Origin of the sequence: Micromonospora sp. DT233 (assembly GCF_049841815.1) — a bacterium.
In the GTDB taxonomy this organism is placed as follows: Bacteria; Actinomycetota; Actinomycetes; order Mycobacteriales; family Micromonosporaceae; genus Micromonospora.
In genome coordinates, this window is sequence record NZ_JBNCLB010000004.1 from 124,675 (window position 1) to 142,992 (window position 18,318).

Annotated in this window: 16 protein-coding genes; 11 read left to right on the forward strand and 5 right to left on the reverse strand. The window is 74.1% G+C overall.

The window, feature by feature from the left end:
* Positions 1–2: 2 nt before the first annotated feature.
* Positions 3–1,841 carry an AMP-dependent synthetase/ligase gene (locus ACLQ2V_RS11750; protein ID WP_425718459.1) on the reverse strand — a complete coding sequence of 613 codons (1,839 nt, stop codon included), beginning with the start codon at positions 1,839–1,841 and terminating at the stop codon, positions 3–5.
* A 121-nt stretch (positions 1,842–1,962) separates the two neighbouring features.
* On the opposite strand from ACLQ2V_RS11750, the gene ACLQ2V_RS11755 reads away from it, so the two are divergent.
* The 6 genes from ACLQ2V_RS11755 (at position 1,963) to ACLQ2V_RS11780 (ending at position 7,210) form a co-directional block, all read left to right on the forward strand.
* A complete protein-coding gene (locus tag ACLQ2V_RS11755; protein WP_425718460.1) occupies positions 1,963–2,418 on the forward strand; it encodes an SRPBCC family protein in 456 nt (151 codons plus the stop codon).
* A gap of 44 nt (positions 2,419–2,462) precedes the next feature.
* The gene (locus tag ACLQ2V_RS11760; RefSeq protein ID WP_425718461.1) at positions 2,463–3,113 is read left to right on the forward strand and encodes a hypothetical protein; all 651 of its coding nucleotides are present in this window, start codon (positions 2,463–2,465) and stop codon (positions 3,111–3,113) included.
* A gap of 76 nt (positions 3,114–3,189) precedes the next feature.
* The gene (locus ACLQ2V_RS11765) at positions 3,190–4,137 is read left to right on the forward strand and encodes an ROK family glucokinase (protein ID WP_425718462.1); all 948 of its coding nucleotides are present in this window, start codon (positions 3,190–3,192) and stop codon (positions 4,135–4,137) included.
* Between the two features lie 47 nt (positions 4,138–4,184).
* Positions 4,185–4,889, forward strand: a complete 705-nt coding sequence (locus tag ACLQ2V_RS11770) for an endonuclease/exonuclease/phosphatase family protein (protein ID WP_425718463.1) — start codon at positions 4,185–4,187, stop codon at positions 4,887–4,889.
* Between the two features lie 102 nt (positions 4,890–4,991).
* Positions 4,992–6,392, forward strand: a complete 1,401-nt coding sequence (locus ACLQ2V_RS11775) for a flavin-containing monooxygenase (protein ID WP_425718464.1) — start codon at positions 4,992–4,994, stop codon at positions 6,390–6,392.
* Between the two features lie 23 nt (positions 6,393–6,415).
* Complete coding sequence (locus ACLQ2V_RS11780; RefSeq protein WP_425718824.1) at positions 6,416–7,210, forward strand: alpha/beta hydrolase; 795 nt, start codon at positions 6,416–6,418, stop codon at positions 7,208–7,210.
* Between the two features lie 35 nt (positions 7,211–7,245).
* On the opposite strand, the gene ACLQ2V_RS11785 is transcribed toward ACLQ2V_RS11780, so the two are convergent.
* The 3 genes from ACLQ2V_RS11785 to ACLQ2V_RS11795 all read right to left on the reverse strand — a co-directional run bounded on the left by ACLQ2V_RS11785 (position 7,246) and on the right by ACLQ2V_RS11795 (position 13,602).
* Complete coding sequence (locus ACLQ2V_RS11785) at positions 7,246–8,661, reverse strand: alpha,alpha-trehalose-phosphate synthase (UDP-forming) (protein WP_425718465.1); 1,416 nt, start codon at positions 8,659–8,661, stop codon at positions 7,246–7,248.
* Positions 8,662–8,846: 185 nt separating this feature from the next.
* Positions 8,847–9,680, reverse strand: a complete 834-nt coding sequence (locus ACLQ2V_RS11790; RefSeq protein ID WP_425718466.1) for a DUF308 domain-containing protein — start codon at positions 9,678–9,680, stop codon at positions 8,847–8,849.
* A gap of 391 nt (positions 9,681–10,071) precedes the next feature.
* A complete protein-coding gene (locus tag ACLQ2V_RS11795) occupies positions 10,072–13,602 on the reverse strand; it encodes an ATP-binding protein (RefSeq protein WP_425718467.1) in 3,531 nt (1,176 codons plus the stop codon).
* 220 nt (positions 13,603–13,822) lie between these two features.
* Here ACLQ2V_RS11795 and ACLQ2V_RS11800 point away from each other — a divergent pair, with 220 nt between their 5' ends.
* A complete protein-coding gene (locus ACLQ2V_RS11800) occupies positions 13,823–13,951 on the forward strand; it encodes a hypothetical protein (RefSeq protein WP_425718468.1) in 129 nt (42 codons plus the stop codon).
* A gap of 54 nt (positions 13,952–14,005) precedes the next feature.
* Here ACLQ2V_RS11800 and ACLQ2V_RS11805 read toward each other — a convergent pair whose 3' ends face one another.
* Positions 14,006–14,698 carry a Crp/Fnr family transcriptional regulator gene (locus tag ACLQ2V_RS11805; protein ID WP_425718469.1) on the reverse strand — a complete coding sequence of 231 codons (693 nt, stop codon included), beginning with the start codon at positions 14,696–14,698 and terminating at the stop codon, positions 14,006–14,008.
* A 243-nt stretch (positions 14,699–14,941) separates the two neighbouring features.
* Here ACLQ2V_RS11805 and ACLQ2V_RS11810 point away from each other — a divergent pair, with 243 nt between their 5' ends.
* The 4 genes from ACLQ2V_RS11810 (at position 14,942) to proC (ending at position 18,200) form a co-directional block, all read left to right on the forward strand.
* Positions 14,942–15,439, forward strand: a complete 498-nt coding sequence (locus ACLQ2V_RS11810) for a polyadenylate-specific 3'-exoribonuclease AS (RefSeq protein WP_425718470.1) — start codon at positions 14,942–14,944, stop codon at positions 15,437–15,439.
* Between the two features lie 80 nt (positions 15,440–15,519).
* Complete coding sequence (locus ACLQ2V_RS11815; protein WP_425718471.1) at positions 15,520–16,035, forward strand: pyridoxamine 5'-phosphate oxidase family protein; 516 nt, start codon at positions 15,520–15,522, stop codon at positions 16,033–16,035.
* A gap of 169 nt (positions 16,036–16,204) precedes the next feature.
* The gene (locus ACLQ2V_RS11820; RefSeq protein ID WP_425718472.1) at positions 16,205–17,233 is read left to right on the forward strand and encodes a 6-phosphofructokinase; all 1,029 of its coding nucleotides are present in this window, start codon (positions 16,205–16,207) and stop codon (positions 17,231–17,233) included.
* 148 nt (positions 17,234–17,381) lie between these two features.
* On the forward strand, positions 17,382–18,200 hold the full coding sequence (gene proC / locus ACLQ2V_RS11825) for a pyrroline-5-carboxylate reductase (protein ID WP_425718473.1): 819 nt from the start codon (positions 17,382–17,384) through the stop codon (positions 18,198–18,200).
* Positions 18,201–18,318 lie beyond the last annotated feature (118 nt).

Here is an 18,318-nt window from a genome sequence, read left to right on the forward strand (position 1 = left end):
AGTCAGCGGCGGTAGATGTCGGCGATTTCCGCCGCGTACGACTTCTGCACGACCTGCCGCTTGACCTTCAGCGACGGGGTCAGCTCCCCGGTGGCCTCGGTGAAGTCGTGCGGCAGGACGCGGAAGACCTTGATCGCCTCGGCCTGGGAGACCGCCTGGTTGGCCTGGTCGACCGCCGTCTGCACCTCGGCGCGCAGCGCCTCGTCGTCGCGCAGGTCGGCGACGGTGGTGTCGGCGGGCCGGCCGTGGTCGGCCAGCCACTTCGGCAGCGCCTCCTCGTCGATGGTGACCAGCGCGGCGATGAACGGCTGCCGGTCGCCGACGACGACGCACTGGCTGACCAGTGGGTGCGCCCGGACCAGGTCCTCCAGCACCGCCGGGGCGACGTTCTTGCCGCCGGCGGTCACGATGATCTCCTTCTTCCGGCCGGTGATGGTCAGGTAGCCGTCCTCGTCGAGGTGGCCCAGGTCCCCGGTGCGGAACCAGCCGTCGCCCTCGATCGCCTCGGCGGTGGCCGCCTCGTTGTGCCAGTACCCCTGGAAGATCAGGTCGCCGGAGATCAGGATTTCGCCGTCGTCGGCGATCCGGACGGTCACCCCGGGCAGCGGGCGGCCGACGGTGCCGATCCGGATGGCGGTGGGCAGGTTCACGGCGGCGGCCGGCGAGGTCTCGGTCAGCCCGTACCCCTCGTAGACGGTGACCCCGATGCCGCGGAAGAAGTGGCCGAGCCGGGCACCCAGCGGCGCCCCGCCGGAGATCGCGTCGCGGCACCGCCCGCCCAGGGCGGCCCGCAGCTTGCGGTAGACCAGCCGGTCGAAGACCGCGTGCTTGGCCCGCAGCGCCAGGCCCGGCCCGCCGGGGGCGTCCAGCGCCTCGCTGTACGCGACCGCGACCCGGTCGGCCCGGTCGAAGATCTTCGCCTTCCCGTCGGACTCGGCCTTCTGCCGGGCCCCGTTGTAGACCTTCTCGAAGACCCGGGGCACCGAGAGCACGAAGGTGGGCCGGACCTGCTGGAGCTCGGGCATCAGGTCCCGGGGGTCGGCGCAGTGCGCCATGGTGACCCGGGCCTGCACCACGCCGATCTGGATGAGCCGGGCGAAGGCGTGCGCCAGGGGGAGGAAGAGCAGGGTCGACGCGCCCTGCCGGAAGATGTTGGGCAGCACCGCCACCGCGTTGGCGGCGTCGGCGTAGATGTTGCGGTGGGTGAGCACGCAGCCCTTGGGGCGGCCGGTGGTGCCGCTGGTGTAGATGATCGTGGCCACGTCGTCGGCCCGCACCGCCGCGCGGCGGCGGTCGATCTCGTCGGCGTCGATCGTGGCGCCGACGGCGCTCAGGTCGTCGACCGCGCCCAGCTCGATCTGCCAGACGTTGACCAGGTCGGGAAGGCGGTCGCGGATCCCGGCGACGAGGGTGGCGTGCGCGGTGGTCTCCACCACGACCGCGACCGCGCCGGAGTCGGCGAGGATCCAGGCGGCCTGCTCGGCGCTGGAGGTCTCGTAGATCGGCACGGTGACCGCGCCGGCCGCCCAGATCGCGTAGTCGAACAGGGTCCACTCGTACCGGGTGCGGCTCATCAGGGCGACCCGGTCGCCGGGGGAGACCCCGGCGGCGACCAGGCCGCGGGCCACCGAGGTCACCTCGTCGCGGAACCGCCGGCAGGTCACGTCCTCCCGGGCGGCGTCGGCCCGCCCGGCCTCGGCCCGCCCGGACCGGCCGGCCGAGGGCACCGGGCGGACGAACTGCACCGCCTCCGGGGCGACCTCGGCGTTGCCCCAGACCGCCTGGGTCAGGTTGGCCGAGTCGCCGACGGTGACGATCGGCGGAACGGAGAACTCGCGCACCTGCACTCCCTCGTGCTCACACTGGCCGGGCTGGTCGTGACCCGAACGCCGGTCGGCTTCGTCGAAACCTACCCGCCCGCCCTGCTGGGTGCGGTAGCGAGGTTGCCGGTAGCCTCCCCCCATGGCGGACTCCTCCACCCAGTCGATCGTCGTCGACGCGTCACCGGACCGAGTGGCGGCGGTCATCTGCGACTTCTCCCGCTACCCGGAGTGGACCGACGCGGTCCGCCGGACCGAGGTGATCGAGGAGTACGAGGACGGTTACGCCAGCCAGGTCCGTTTCGTCCTCGACGCCGGGGTGCTGACCGACGAGTACGTGCTCGCCTACGAGTACGCCGAGGACCTCTCCCGCGTGCAGTGGCACCTGGTGGCGCCGTCGAAGATGCAGCGCTCCCAGCGGGGTTCGTACGACCTGGTCGGCAACCCGGACGGCACGACCACGGTGACCTACACCCTGGAGGTGGAGCTCTCCGTGGGCATGCTCGGCATGTTCCGCCGCAAGGCCGAGAAAATGATCATGGATACCGCGTTGAAGGAGCTCAAGCGCCGGGTAGAAGAAGGCGGCGCGGCGCGTTGACGCCACCGGCTGCGGCGCACCCGTCACGGTAGGAGAGGCCCATCATGGGAGGTACCGATCCGGGTTCGGCCCGGGAGGAGGCGGAGCGGCTGGTCGCCACCGTGCTCGCGGCGGCCCGGCTGGCCGGCGCCGGGGCGCGCCCCGGTTCCGGGGCGGGCCCGTGGGGTCCGCTCGGTGGGATCGTCTCCAGTGTCCTCGATCACAGTGCCGGCGCGGCACGGTCGAACCCCGGCATGTCCGGTTTCGCCACCGGTGCGGCCGAGTGCTGCGTCTGCCCGGTCTGTCGCGGTATCGCCGCGTTGCGCGACCCGAGTCCGGAATTCGCCGAGCGGCTCGCGACCGGAGCGGGCGATCTGGCCGCCGGTGTGGCCAGCCTGCTGCGCGCGTTCGCGCCCGCCGACGGGCCCGCCACCACCCCGTCCCCGCAGCCGGCGGGCCCCGCCTCCGGCGACGACGTGTGGCGCGAGGCCACCCGTACCGGGCATGATGCTCAGCCGGCGCCGGAGCAGGACGTGTGGTCCGCCGCGACCCGGGGGGAGGGTCGCGTTCCGGCTGCCGACGTGCCGCCCGCCGACGACGCCGGGCCGGCCGCACCGGGGGCCTCCCGGCCGGCGGCCGGCCGACCCGTGGTGCCCGCCTCGCGGGCGGCCACGACCGGCGGCGCGGGCGACGAGGCACCGGGCCACGGGGCCTGACACCGGACATCCCGACCCACCGCACGGCGGTTCGCCGTGACGGTGCCGGGCAGCACAGCAGAGGGGAGTGGCAGCGGTGACGCTGACCATCGGAGTCGACGTCGGTGGCACGAAGGTGGCCGGCGGTGTCGTGGACGACACCGGCAAGGTCCTCGTGCAGGCCCGACGGGACACCCCCGCCGACGACGTCGGCAAGACCCGGGACGTCATCATCGAGGTGGTCACCGAGCTCTCCGCCGGCCGGCAGGTCCGGGCCGTCGGCATCGGCGCGGCCGGCTGGATCGACGCCGACCGCTCCACCGTCCTCTTCGCCCCGAACCTGGCCTGGCGCGACGAGCCCCTGCGCGAGTACGTGAGCACGGCCACCGGCCTGCCGGTGATCGTGGAGAACGACGGCAACGTCGCCGCCTGGGCCGAGTTCCGCTACGGCGCGGCCCGCGACGCCGACGACTCGATGGTCATGTTCACCATCGGCACCGGCGTCGGCGGCGGCATCGTGCTCGGCGGGGAGCTGGTGCGCGGCGCCCACGGCATCGCCGCCGAGCTGGGCCACATGCTCACCGTCCCCGACGGCCACCAGTGCGGCTGCGGCCGGCTCGGCTGCATCGAGCAGTACGCCAGCGGCAGCGCCCTGGTCCGGTTCGCCCGCGCCGCCGCCCGGCAGGAGCCGCACCGGGCCACCGCCCTGCTGGAACTGGCCGGCGGCGAGGCCGAGTCGGTCACCGGCCCGATGGTGACCGCCGCCGCCCAGGGCGGCGACCCGGTGGCCGCCGAGGCGTTCGCCCAGGTCGGGCGCTGGCTGGGCACCAGCCTCGCCGACATGGCGCAGATCCTCGACCCGCAGGTGCTGGTCGTCGGCGGCGGCGTCGTCGAGGCCGGCGACCTGCTGCTCGGCCCGACCCGACGCTCCTTCGCCGACGCCCTGGCCCAGCGCAGCCGGCTCCCCGTCGCCGAGGTGCGCCCCGCCGAGCTGGGCAACACCGCCGGCGTCATCGGCGCCGCCGACCTGGCCCGCCGGCTCTAGCGAAGGGCCCGCCGACCAACCCGGTCGGCGTCTCACGAAAGGCGAGAATGACCGAGACCGTGGGCGTGCCGCTGCGCGTCGTGTCGTACAACATCCACAGCCAGCGCGACGACACCGCCGCGCTGGCCGAGGTCGTCCGCAGTGCCGCCCCCGACGTGGTGATCGTGCAGGAGGCCCCCCGGCGGTTCCGGTGGCGGCAGAAGTCCGCCGCGCTGGCCGAGTCGTTCGGGCTGGTCGTCGCCGCCGGCGGGCTGCCGTCGCTGGGCAACCTGCTGCTGACCAGCCTGCGGGTGCGGGTGCTCGACACCCGGTGCCAGCGCTACCCGCTGACCCCGGGCCGGCATATGCGCGGTGCCGCGTACGCGCACTGCCGCGTCGGCGGGGCCGAGTTCCTGCTGGCCGGGTCGCACCTGTCCACCGACCCGGCCGAGCGCCCCGCCCAGGCGGCGGCGTTCAAGCGGGAGTTGGCCGCCGCCGAGCTGCCCGTGGTGGCCGCCGCCGACCTCAACGAGGGCCCCGACGGCACCGCCTGGGCGACGGTGGGCGAGGGGCTGACCGACACGGCGGTGGCGGCCGACCGCGCCGACCGGGTGACCTACTCGTGCGCCGACCCCCGCCGCCGCATCGACGCCGTCTTCGTCGACCCCCGGATCACCGTGGTCGACTACGACGTGGTGGACACCCCGCAGACCCGTCGCGCCAGCGACCACTTCCCGGTCCTGGTCGACCTGCTGCTGCCGGCCGCCGGCTGACCCGCCCGAGGCGTTCGAGTCCTCATCGGGCTGGACAAACCGGTCGGGTTACCGGAAGGATTTCGCACCGACCGGCACTCGTGCCGCACAAAGGAGAATCCGGTGCCCCCCTCCACCGATCCCGGCCGCCCCGAGCCGGACGCGACGGCGCCCGTCCCGACCGAGCCGCCGCGCGCGGTCTCCGACCGGGGCGAGACCGTCTGCGTCATCGGGGCGGGGGCCAGCGGCCTGGCCGCCCTGAAGAACCTCAAGGAACACGGCTTCGGCGTCGACTGCTACGAACGGGAGACCGGCGTCGGCGGCGCGTGGAACTGGCGGCACGACCGCAGCCCGGTGTACGCCAGCACCCACCTGATCTCGTCGCGGCCGTTCACCCAGTTCCCCGACTTCCCGATGCCGGACGACTGGCCGGACTACCCGCACCACAGCCAGCTGCTGTCCTACTTCGAGCGCTACGCCGACCACTTCGACCTGCGCCAGCACATCTGGTTCGGCACCGAGGTGGTCCGGGTCCAGCCGGTCGCCGGCGACCGCTGGGACGTCACCACCCGCAGCACCGGCGGCTACGGCCCGGAGCGCACCTCCCGGTACGCGGCCGTGGTCGTGGCCAACGGCCACAACTGGTCGCCGAAGCTGCCCCGCTACGAGGGGCTGGAGGAGTTCCGGGGCGAGCTCATGCACGCCTCGTCCTACAAGGACCCGGCGCAGCTGCGCGGCAAGCGGGTGCTGGTGGTCGGCGCCGGCAACACCGGCTGCGACATCGCCGTCGAGGCGGCCCAGCAGGCGGCGCACTGCTGGCACTCCACCCGCCGCGGCTACTGGTACGCCCCGAAGTACGTCCTCGGCCGCCCCGCCGACCAGGTCAACGACGCCCTGATCGCGCTGCGGGTGCCGTTGCGGGTGCGGCAGTGGCTCTACCACTGGACGCTGCGGCTGACCGTGGGCGACCTGACCCGCTTCGGCCTGCCCAAGCCCGACCACCGGGTCTACGAGACCCACCCCATCGCCAACAGCCAGCTCGTCTACTACGTCGGTCACGGCCGGGTCGCCCCGACGCCGGAGGTGGCCCGGTTCCACGCCAAGTCGGTGGAGCTCACCGACGGTCGCCAGATCGACCCGGAGCTGGTCGTCTTCGCCACCGGATACCTGCCCCGCTTCGAGTTCCTCGACCCGGCGGTGCTCGGCGCCGTCGACGGCCGGCCCCGGCTCTGGCTCAACGCCTTCGCCCCCGGTCACCCGACCCTCGCCGTCGTCGGCCTGGTCCAGCCCGACTCGGGGCTCTTCCCCCTGTCGCACTGGCAGAGCGTGCTCTTCGCCCGGCTGCTGGCGCTGCGGCTGACCCGCCCCGACCGGGCCGCCGAGTTCGCCCAGCGGGTCACGGCCGGGGCCGGGGAGCGCTACGTCGGCCGGGTCACCGACAGCAGCCGGCACTGGTTCGAGGTCGCCCACGCCGACTACCTGCGCGCCGTCCAGCGCGCCATGCACGAGCTGGAGGAGAAGTGACCCAGGGCGAGCGGGTGCGGATCATGCGGGGCCGGGAGTGGGCCCACCCGGTCCGCGCGGTGCGCCGCGAGGTGCTCAGCGCGCACCCGGAGCCGGAGCTGGGCCGTCCGCCGCTGCTCTTCGTGCCCGGCTTCGGGCACGGCGCGTGGGCGTTCGCCGAGCACTGGCTGGAGCACGCCGCGCAGCGCGGCTTCCCGGCGTACGCGCTGAGCCTGCGCGGGCACGGCGGCAGCGGGCCGGCGCCGGAGGCGACGCTGCGGGCGTACACCCATGACGTGACGCAGGTGGCGGCGGGCCTGCCGCGCCAGGCGGTGCTGGTGGGGCACGGCGCGGGGGCGCTGGTGGTGCGCCACGCCCTGGCCCGCTACCCGGCTCGGGCGGCGGTGCTGGTGGCCCCGGTCCTCGGCGAGTGGGGCACCCTCGGGGCGGCGCTGCGCCGCAACCCCGTCGGCACCCTGCCCGCCCTGGTCGGCGGCGGCCTGCGGCTGAACCGTCGGCAGTTGTTCAGCCGGGAGCTGCCCGACGCCGACGCCCGCCGGCACACCGCCCGGCTCGGCCGGGCCGGGCGGCGCGCACAGTGGCAGCTGCTGACCCACCGCGACCCGGAGCCCGCCGTGGGCGCCCCGCCGGTGCTGGTGCTGGGCAGCCCCGACGACCGGGTGGTCTCGCCGGCCGCGCTGACCCGGGCCGCCCGGCGGCACGGCGGCGCGCCGCTGCTCTTCCCCGGGATGGGCCACGACCTGATGCTCGACACCCGCTGGCGGGAGCCGATCGACGCGATCCTGGACTGGCTGGAGAAGGACCACCAGCCGGCCTGAGCCGTCCCACGGCGGCCGGCGGCTTGGCCCTCGGGTCAGCCGGCGGCGGCGAGGCGGTTGAGCAGCGAGCCGTCGTCGAGGGCGCTGAGGTAGGAGCGCGCCCAGGCGTGGATGTCGTTGTGGCGCAGGTGCTCGCGCATCGCCCGCATCCGGGCGGTGACGTCCGCCGGGTCGGCGTGCAGCGCGGTCAGCAGCTCCTGCTTGAGCCCCTCCAGGTCGTGCGGGTTGACCAGGTACGCCTGCGGCAGCTCCGCCGCCGCCCCGGCGAACTCGCTGAGCAGCAGCACCCCGTTGTCGTCGACCCGCGCCGCCACGTACTCCTTGGCGACCAGGTTCATCCCGTCGCGCAGCGGGGTCACCGCCATCACGTCGGCCACCCGGTAGAGCGCGGCCACCTCAGCCCGGTCGAACGGCTGGGTGAGGTAGTGGATGGCAGGCTCGCCGACCCGGCCGAACTCGCCGTTGATCCGCCCCACCTCGCGCTCGACCCGCTCGCGGAGGATCTGGTACTGGCCGACGCGCTCCCGGCTCGGAACGGCCACCTGCACCAGCACCGTGTCGCGCACCTTGACGTGCCCGCTGGCCAGCAGCTCGCTGTAGGCCTTGAGCCGTTGCTCGATGCCCTTGGTGTAGTCCATCCGGTCGACGCTGAGGATGACGTGCTCGGGATCGCCGAGGTCGTGGCGCAGCCGCGCGGCGCGGGCGGCCACGTCGGGGCGACCCGCCAGCGCGGCCATCTCGGCCGTGTCGATCGCGACCGGGAACGCCCCGATCCGGACCTCCCGGTCGGGCATGGTGATCTCCCGGTCGGTCGCCGGCATCCCCAGCACCTTGGTCGCGAGCTGGGCGAAGTTGTGCGCGGCCTGGGCGCGCTGGAAGCCGATCAGGTCGGCGCCCAGCATCCCGCGCAGCAGCTCGGCCCGGCGGGGGAGCTGCATGAACAGCTCCGGCGGCGGGAACGGCACGTGCAGGAAGAAGCCGATCCGCAGGTCGGGGCGGAGCTCGCGGAGCAGGCCCGGCACCAGTTGCAGGTGGTAGTCCTGCACCCAGACCACCGCCCCCGGATCGGCCACCTCGGCGGTGGCCTCGGCGAAGCGCTGGTTGACCCGCTGGTACGCCTCCCACCAGCGGCGGTGGTACTCCGGCTGCTCGACCGCGTCGTGGTACAGCGGCCAGAGGGTCGCGTTGGCGAAGCCCTCGTAGTGGTCGCGGAGGTCTTCGGCACTCAGCGCCACCGAGCGCATCCGCACCCGGTCGACGTCGGGCAGGGCCGGCGCCGGCCCGGTGCCGCCCGCCCAGCCGACCCAGGTGGCCGGGGTGTGTCGCAGGAGTGGGTGCAGGGCGCTCACCAGCCCACCGGGGCTGCGTCGCCACTCACAGGCGCCGTCGGGCGCCACACTGTCGTCGATGGGAAGCCGGTTGGCCACCACCACGAGGGAACTCTGTCGCATCTCGGGCATTCCGATCAGCAGAGACCGACCGCCGCGAGCGGGGAACAACCGGGCAGTCAGTGGGGGAAGTGACGTACATCGGTATTCCTACTGACAGTAAGTTACACCACTGTTACGCCGGGCGCGTGGGCGGGTCGTGTCCCGCAGTTCGGGCGGGCGGTGGGGGGCGAGCCGTGCGGGGCGGGTCAGACCCGGGCGCCGTTGTCCGGGTCGTCGTCGTCGGAGTCGCCGGGGCGCAGCCGCCAGATCAGCGTCACGAAGCCGGCCAGGATCCCGGTGAAGCCGAAGAGGGTGACCACCGAGGGATCCACCGGGATCAGCGACGGCTCCAGGAAGAGCACGAAGCCGACGACGATGGCCAGCACCCCGGCCACCGCGTACTTCGAGAAGCGGGGCAGCGGCGGGGGCGGCGGCGGGGTGTAGCGCTCCTCGTCCGCGTCGTCGGGCAGGTCCGCGCCGAAGGTGTCCAGCCCGTCGAGCAGCGACGGCTCGTCCTGCCGCCCCGGGCCCACGGAGACGCCGGAGACGTCGGCGGCCCAGGGCAGTCGGCGCACGTCGGTGGCGGTGACGCCCTCGTCCGCGCCGGCCCGGCCCGGCGCGCCCGCGGCCGGCTCGCCCGGGGTGTCGTCGACGTCCTCCGCCGCGGGCCAGGGGGCCGCCCCGGCGGCCGGGGCGGTGTGGAAGCCGGCCACGATGCGGGCCCACTCGGCGTCCACGTCCGGCTCGTGGCGGGCCGGCTCGGCGGGGGTCTCCTCGGCGAGCTGGGTGAGGTAGTCACGCGCCGTCATCAGGTGCGACCGGTCGACGTAGAGCCGATCGACCGGCCGGGACGGCACGGTGGTGGTGCGGGTGACGGGATTCAGGTCGGCCGACGGCTGGAGGTACGCCGCGATGCCACCGGCGGCCAGCACGTCGAGCAGGTGCTCACCGACGCGTGGATCCACGTCGCCGGCGATGGCGTACTCGCTGGCGTCGAGCCCGTTGTCCCGCCGTCCTCGGCGGGCACCACCCGCTGACACCCGACATCCTCCCTCGGCGCACCTCGCGGTGCTCTCGCCCCGGCGCCCCGCACGCCGTGCCCTGAATCGTGACACGTCGGGGGCCCGTTGCGGGAGTGCGTTGTGGCGTGCCGCTCCCGGTTCGTACGCTTCCGGGCCGACCGTTCCGCCCGCCGACGGTCTCCCCGCAGGTGCGCGGGGCCCGCCGGCGAGGGGCCGGCGGCCCGGAATGCGGTGTCGGAGCGGTCCTCGCGGACGGACACCCGTGCCGTGCTGGCTGATGAAGTACATCATCCCCGGCGGCCGGCCGGGTGGCCCCTCTCCTTCGCCGAACCGACCTTCGCCAGGCCCGCTGACGCGCCAAAACTGACATTACGCTCAAAGAGCACAGTTGACGGTAAAGGTCCCAGGCTCAGGGCCGCGCGGCACCGGCACCCGGCTCGGCCCGGGCGAGCCGCAGCAGCCCCGGGGCGTGGTTACGGGCGGCGAACCGCCGTACCTGGGCCAGCGCCTCGGCCGCGCCCGCCGGGTCCACCTCACCCAGGGTGGGCACCGCGAGCGCGAGGGCGATCACCTCGTCGGTGGCGTCGCCCATCCGGCGGTACTGCTCGGCCGCCGACCGCAGCAGCTCAGCGGCGGTACGGCGCTCGCCCGCCGCGCGGGCGAGCGCGCCCTGCGCGGCCTGCCGGGCGGCGGCCGCCCAGGGAGTCATCCGGGGAGCACGGGTCAGCAGCTCCCGGACCCGCTCGGCGGCGTCCCCGCCCAGCACCACCGCGAGGTGCCCGATCGCGGGAACCCACTCGGCGAACGGGATCATCCGGGTGCGCCGCCAGTCCTCCTCCAGCTCGGCCAGGAGCCGCACCGCCTCGGCCTCGTGCCCCTGCACCGCCCGGCAGAGCGCGGCGTGGGCCAGCGTCGAGCGGAGCACCCGGTGGAAGCCCGAGCGCCGGGCCGCCGCCACCGCCCGCTGAACCTGGTCGCCCCCGTCCTCGCCGTCGTCGGCGATGGCGCTGGCCGGGTCGGCGGTGGCGGCCGGCTCCGGCTCGTCGCGCAGCGCCCGGAGCCACCCGGAGACCGCCACGATGTGCAGGTCCCACTCGGCGGTGGGCCGGCGGGTCGACTCGGCCACCAGGTCGGCCGCCGAGTCCCAGTCCCCGGCGTAGTACGACGTGGCCCACTGGTCCTCGAAGCTCGTCGTGACGCTGTGCTCGCTGCCCAGGTCCAGCGAACGCTGCTCCTCCACCAGCCGGGCCGAGCCGGCCAGGTCACCCTCCTCCTGCAACGCCCAGGCCAGGTTGTGCATGGCGCGGCGGCGGTTGGCCAGCCGATCCGTGCGGCAGTGCTCGGTGACCTCGACCAGCTCCGCGTACGCCTCGTGCACCCCGGAGAGGTAGCGGGCCACCGCCAGGGTGATCCGGGCGCTCGCGGTGGCCTCGGCCAGTTGGAGCCGCTCGGCCAGCTCGGCGGCCGACCGGGCCGCCGCGCAGGCCGGCCCGGTCTCCCCGTTGAGCATGTGCACCCGGGCCAGTTCCAGCAGGGCGCTCACCTTCTCCTCGGTGTCGGGCAGGTCGGCGTAGATCCGGATCGCCCGGTCCAGACAGCGCAGCGTCTCGGCCCGGTCCGCCCGCCGCCAGGCGGCGGTGGCCAGCAGCGTCCAGGCGCGGGCCGCCCCGGCGGAGTCCCCGTCCTCGGCCAGCCGGGTCAGCCGCTGCGCCCCGCCGCCGACCAGGAACGCGTCCCCGTCGCGGAAGAACGCCAACTCGGCGTCCAGCAGCTCCAGCGCCGGGTCGGGGCCGCCGGGCAGGGCCAGCGCCCGCGCCACCAGGGTCGCGGCGGTGTCCAGCGCATGCAGCCCGTACGCCCGGCGGGCCGCGCGGTGCAGGGCGGCCCGCGCCGGCGGGGCGTAGGGGGCGGTGTCCAGGCCGATCGTCCGGGCGATCTCGTGCGCCGCCCAGCGGTGGTTGGCCAACACCTCGACGAGGTCCTGCCGCCGGTCTCCGGTGACCTGCTCCAACCAGTCCGCCGTGCGCTGGTGGCGCAGCACCCGCTCGGCCCGGGGCAGCCGCTGGTAGCACACCTCGCGCACCAGGATGTGCCGGAACCGGTATTCCGACTGGCCGGGCATCGTGGAGCCGGGCTGCTCGTGCACCAGGTCCCGGCGGTGCAGCCGGCCCAGCGCCCGCTCGACCCAGTCCCGGGGGCGGTCCAGCGCGGCGGCGACCGCCGCCGGCCAGAACTGCACGCCCACCACGGCGGCGACCTGGAGCACCACCCGGTCGGCCGGGTCGAGCAGGTCGAGCCGGTTGGCGATGACCGCCTGCACGGTGCGTGGCATCTCCCGCACGGCGGCCGGGTCCGTCCGCCCGGACGCGTCGAACAGCCCCCCGTCGAGCAGCATCCGGGCGTACTCCTGGGCGTAGAGGGGGTTGCCGTCGGCGAACTCGATCAGCGGGTCCCGGGCGGCGGGGGGCAGCGCCTTCTGCCCGAGCAGCAGCGAGTAGAGGGTGTCGATGTCGGAGTTGTGCATCGGCGGGACCGAGATCGACATGGTCCCGCTGATGGTCCCCGTCCAGGCCGGGTGCCGTTCCCGCAGCTCCGGCCGGGCGGTGGCGACGATCAGCAGCGGCACGTCGCGCGCCGCCGCGCCGAGCTGCTCGACGAAGGCCAGCATCGACTGGTCGGCCCAGTGCATGTCCTCGAAGACCAGCACGGTGGGCCCCGTCGCGGCCAGGGCCAGCAGGAACTGCCGCCAGGCCGCCTCGGTCTCGCCCGGGATCAGCCGCTCGCCGGGGAGGCCGAGCAGCGGGCCGAGCGGGTCGACCAGCCGTACGGCATGCGGGTTGGCCAGTTCGGCGAGGCGTCGCCGCAGCCGGTCGGCGAGCGCCGCCGGGTCGTCGACGTCCCGCACCCCGGCCCACGCCTTCACGACGTCGGCGAGCGCGGCGTAGGTGACGTTCTCGCCGAACGGCGGGCACTGGCCGACGAGCCAGGTGACCGGCGGCCCGGGCAGGCTGGCCGCGTGCCGGGCCAGGTTGCGCAGCAGCCGACTCTTGCCCACCCCGGCCGGGCCGAAGACGGTGACCAGTTGGGCGGTGCGCTCGGCGACCGTGCGGTGCAGGGCGTTGACCAGCAGGCCCCGCTCGTGTTCCCGGTCGACCATCGGGGTCACCTCGGCGGTGCTCAGGTCCCGCTGGGGCAGCGCCCGCACGGCCAGCCAGATCCGGCTGACCGTCGACCGGCCGCGCAGCGTCACGGCGGGCAGGTCGGCGTACTCCATGTCGTGTCGGGTGGCCGCCCAGGTGCGCTCGTCGACGACCACCCCGCCGGTGGGCGCCAGGGACTGCAACCGGGAGGCGGTGTTGACCACGTCGCCGGTGACGAACCCCTGACCGCCGTCGCGGGCGGCGGAGAGGTCGACCAGCGCCTCGCCGCTGGCGATGCCGACCCGGAAGCCGAGCGGCGGGCCGGTGGGCTGGCGGGCCAGGTGCCGTTGCAGCTCCAGCCCCGCCCGCACGCAGCGCAGCGCGTCGTTGTCGGTGGCCACCGGCGCGCCGAAGAGCGCCATCACGGCGTCGCCGATGTACTTCTCGACCACCCCGCCGTACTGGTGCACCAGCCGCCGCACGGTGGCGAAGTAGCCCTGTTGGAGGCTGCGCGCCTGCTCCGGGTCGGCCTGCTCGGCGTACGTGGTGAAGTCGACGATGTCGACGAAGAGGACGCTGACCTGGCGGCGGTCCTCCTGGGTCAGCACCGGCCGGTCGCGCAGCGGATTGCCGCAGCTGGTGCAGAAGTTGGCCGCCGGGCCGTTGGGCTGCCCGCAGCGGCCGCACCTGCGGGTCAGTGCCTGCCCGCACCCGCCGCAGAAGCGGTCGTCCGGACCGGCTTCGCGCGAGCAGTTTCCACATTTCAGATCGATGGTCAGCTCCGTAACGCAAGGTCGCACCAGTATCACGCGCCGCTGTCGCGTCGGCTACCCGATACGCCGACGGAATGCTCGGGGCGATCGGGCGAGACTATCCTTCCACTCAGGACGTGACCGTCAGGAGAGTGTTGTGCACGTACGACTGTCCGCCCTCTGGACCGACCCGCAGGGGACCGTACGGGCCCCGGGCGAAACGGTGGAGGTCGATGCCGTCACTCTCGCCGCACTGGAGGAGCGGGGCGTGGTTGAGGCGCCGGACGGCCAGGGCACGGGCTCGGGCAGGGACGACACGACCACGACGACGGAGACCGACCCGAAGAAGATCGGGCCGGGCCCGACCGCCCCGCCCGCGGACGAGCCGACCAAGTGAACGACGGGCGCAGGAGCCGGCGGGCAGTCGAGCCCGTCGCCGCCGAGGGGTGGTTCAGCGGTCGTTCATGCCGGCCCGCCGGCGCAGCGCCGCCACGTCGGTGACCACGATCCGGCGGCCCTCGGTGCGCAGCCAACCCCGGCTGGCGAAGGAGCCGATCGCCTGGTTGACGCTCTGCCGGGAGCCACCGGCCATCTCCGCTAGCTGACTCTGGTTGAGCTCGATGGTGATCATCGGGGCCTGGCTCTCGCCGGCCAGGCGGACCAGCGTCTTGGCGACCCGGCCGGGCAGGTCCAGGAAGACGTGGTCGGCGTTCTGCTCGGTCAGCCGGCGGATCAGCCCGCCGAGCGAGCGCATCACCGCGTCGAGGATGCGCGGGTTGGAGTGGACCAGCTCCATGAAGGCGGGGCGGGACAGCGCCAGGGCCGCGCAGTCCTCGATCGCCTCCGCCGAGGCCGAGCGGGTGGAGGCGTCGAGCAGGGAGACCTCGCCGAGCACGTCCGGCGGGCGGATCACCGACAGCACCGCCCGTTCGCCGGTCGGCGCGGTGCGGAACACGGCCACCGCGCCCCGGCGCAGCACGATCAGCGACTCACCCGGGTCGTTCTCGACGAAGAGCAACTGGCCCTTGCGGTACGTCCGGGGCACCGCCGCGGCGATCACCCGCTGGCGCACCTCCGGCTCGAGGCCGGCGAACATGTCGACGCCCGTGAGCGCGTCACCCGGCTCCGGCAGGCGCATCTCCACGGCCCAACCCCTCCCCGGTAAAGGACCACAACTCGCTGCCCGGGTGAACCTGACAACCCCGGTGCGAGGTCTGAACCGGTTCGGCGTCCGGCGGCGGTACACATCAGATCATGACGGCCCAGTCGCTTGCTGTACACCCCTGGAAACACTTCCGTGACACTCCCGAGCTGCGGCGCAGCGCGTCGGCGTCGGGTTCGCGACCCGGCCGGCGGGCGGTGGCGCGGATGGGCGAGGATGGTCCGGATGGTCTACCGCTATTTCTACGACTCCGAGTTCATCGAGGACGGCCGCACCATCGACCTGGTGTCGATCGGCGTCGTCGACGAGAACGGCCGCGAGTTCTACGCCGTCTCCACCGAGTTCGACGACTCCCGGGCCGTGCCCTGGGTGCGCCGCAACGTGCTGGACAAGCTGCCCTCGCCGGCCGACCGGGCCTGGCGGTCGCGCGAGCGCATCCGCGACGACCTCTACGAGTTCCTCGTGGAGCCGATCCGGGGCCGGCCGGGCGAGCAGCTGGAGCTCTGGGCCTGGTACGCGGCGTACGACCACGTGGTGCTGGCCCAGCTCTGGGGGTCGATGACGGCGCTGCCCCGGGAGATCCCCCGGTTCACGAAGGACCTTCGGCAGCTCTGGGACGACCGGGGCCGCCCGCCCCTGCCCGACGCGGGCGCCGCCCGGCACGACGCGCTGGTCGACGCCCGGCACAACCTCGCCCGCTGGCGGGCGATGACGGCCCGCTGACTTTCCGGCTCCTCCAGGTTTGGTCGGGTCTGTCGGGGGCACCGAGGTCGGGGTCGACGTCCAGACAAGGGGGTACGACCATGACCAGCGAGCCGACCAGCGAGCCGACCAGCGCCGCCGACGCCCGACGACGGGTCACCGAGCTGGTCCGCGCGGCCCGGATCTGCATGCTGACCACGATCGGGGTGGACGGGCGGCTGGTGAGCCGGCCGATGGCTGTGCAGGCGGCGCAGTTCGACGGCGACCTGTGGTTCTTCGCCTACGCCCACTCGGCGAAGGTCCGCCAGCTCCGGGTGAACCCGGAGGTCGACGTGTCCTTCTCCGACCAGCGCGACCACTCCTGGGTCTCGCTCAGCGGCACCGCCCAGGAGAGCTACGACCGGGCCCGCGCCGAGCGGCTCTGGAACCCGGCGCTGAAGGCCTGGTTCCCGGACGGGCCGGAGACCGGCGGGCTGACCCTGATCAAGGTGCACGCGGGCGCGGCGCGGTACTGGGACGCGCCGAGCGGCACCATGGTCAATCTGCTGGGCCTGGCCCGGGCGGCGGCCACCGGGAAACCACCGCAGGCGGGGGAGAACGGCGCGGTGACCTTCTGAGCGCGGCGTCGCCGTCGTCCCGGGGCGCGCGGTCGGCGCGGGGGCGTGGCCGCTACAGTCTGCAGTGACGGCCCGCCCCGGGCCGGCAACGGTGCCGATGGTCTGATTTGACACATATCCTGGGGCAAAATCGGGCTTCACCTGTGCTCCCCAGGAGGATGAGCAGATCATGCGTATCGGCGTGCTCACCGGCGGCGGCGACTGCCCGGGTCTCAACGCGGTAATCCGGGCGGTGGTCCGCAAGGGCGTCGCCACCTACGGTCACGAGTTCGTGGGCTTCCGGGACGGCTGGAAGGGCCCGCTCGAGGGTCTGTCGAAGCCCCTCGAGATCTCCGACGTGCGGGGCATCCTGCCGCGCGGCGGCACCATCCTCGGCTCGTCCCGCACCAACCCGTTCAAGATCGAGAACGGCGTCGAGCGGATCAAGGAGAACCTCGCCGCGCAGGGCGTGGACGCGCTCATCGCGATCGGCGGCGAGGACACCCTCGGCGTCGCCACCAAGCTGCACGAGCTGGGCGTCCACGTGATCGGCGTGCCGAAGACCATCGACAACGACCTCGGCGCCACCGACTACACCTTCGGCTTCGACACCGCCGTCAACATCGCCATGGAGGCGATCGACCGGCTGCACACCACCGCCGAGAGCCACCACCGCACCCTGGTCGTCGAGGTGATGGGCCGCCACGCCGGCTGGATCGCCCTGCACGCCGGCCTCGCCGGTGGCGCGAACGTCATCCTGCTGCCGGAGCGGCAGTTCGACGTCGAGCAGGTCGCCGGGTACGTCGAGAAGCGCTTCCAGCACCAGTACGCCCCGATCGTCGTCGTCGCCGAGGGCGCCCAGCCGCTCGACGGCCAGATGGTCGTGCACAACCAGGAGCTCGACTCCTTCGGCCACGTCCGCCTCGGCGGCATCGGCCAGTGGCTCGCCGAGCAGCTGGAGGCGAAGACCGGCAAGGAGGCGCGCACCGTCGTGCTGGGTCACATCCAGCGCGGTGGCACCCCGACCGCCTTCGACCGGGTGCTCGCCACCCGGCTCGGCCTGCAGGCCATCGACGCCGCGCACGAGGGTGACTGGGGCAAGATGGTCGCCATGCAGAGCACGGACATCGTCCGGGTGCCGCTGGCCGAGGCCACGGCCGAGCTGAAGACCGTGCCGATCGAGCGGTACGAAGAGGCCGAGGTCTTCTTCGGTAGCTGAGCCCGCCCGGCGCGTGCGGCGACCCGGTCCGACCGGGCCCCGCCGCACGCGCCGCCGGGCTCCCGCCGGGGGCCGTCCAGGGCGGCCCCGGCGGGCGGTCGCCCCGCGCGACGACGACCCCCTGGAGAAGACACGAGGGGGTACGGCCATGGCCGTCGACGTGCACACCGTGGCGGTGATCGGGGCCGGCAAGATCGGCGAGCTGGTCCTCTCCGGGCTGCTGCGCTCCGGGTGGCCGGCGGAGCGGCTGCTGGCCACCGCGCGCCGGCCCAGCCGGGCCGAGGAGCTGAGTACCCGCTACGGCGTCCGGGTGGTCGACAACCTGACCGCCGTGGCCGAGGCGGCGGTGCTGGCCATCGCCGTCAAGCCGCAGGACGCCGCCGCCCTGCTCGACGAGATCGGGCCGAAGGTGCCGGCCGACAAGCTGGTCGTCTCGCTCTGCGCCGGCCTGTCGACCGGGTTCTTCAACCGGCGGCTGCCCGAGGGCACCCCCGTGGTCCGGGTGATGACCAACACCCCCGCCCTGGTCGACGAGGCGATGAGCGCGATCTCGGCCGGCGCGCACGCCACCGGCGAGCACCTGGCCCTGGCCGAGGAGATGTTCAAGCCCCTCGGCGTCACCCTGCGCGTCCCCGAGTCCCAGCAGGACGCCGTGACCGCGCTCTCCGGCTCCGGCCCCGCGTACTTCTATCTCCTGGTCGAGGCGATGGTCGACGCCGGCATCCTGCTCGGCCTGCCCCGCCAGGTCGCCCACGACCTGATCGTGCAGACGGCGATCGGCTCGGCGGTGATGCTGCGCGACTCCGGCGAGCACCCTGTGAAGCTGCGCGAGGCGGTCACCTCGCCCGCCGGCACCACCATCTCCGCCGTGCGCGAGCTGGAGAACCACGGCGTACGCGCGGCGATGCTCGCGGCGCTGGAAGCTGCCCGCGACCGCGCCCGGGAACTGGCCGCCCAGTCCGAGTGAGACCGCGCAGGAGTCGGGTTTCCGACTTCGTGTCCGACGGCAGGGCGGGTTGACTGCTGTCCGTTCAGCGAGTGTTGATCAGCCACTGAGATCAAGTGGGGGTTGAAGGCGTCGCCGA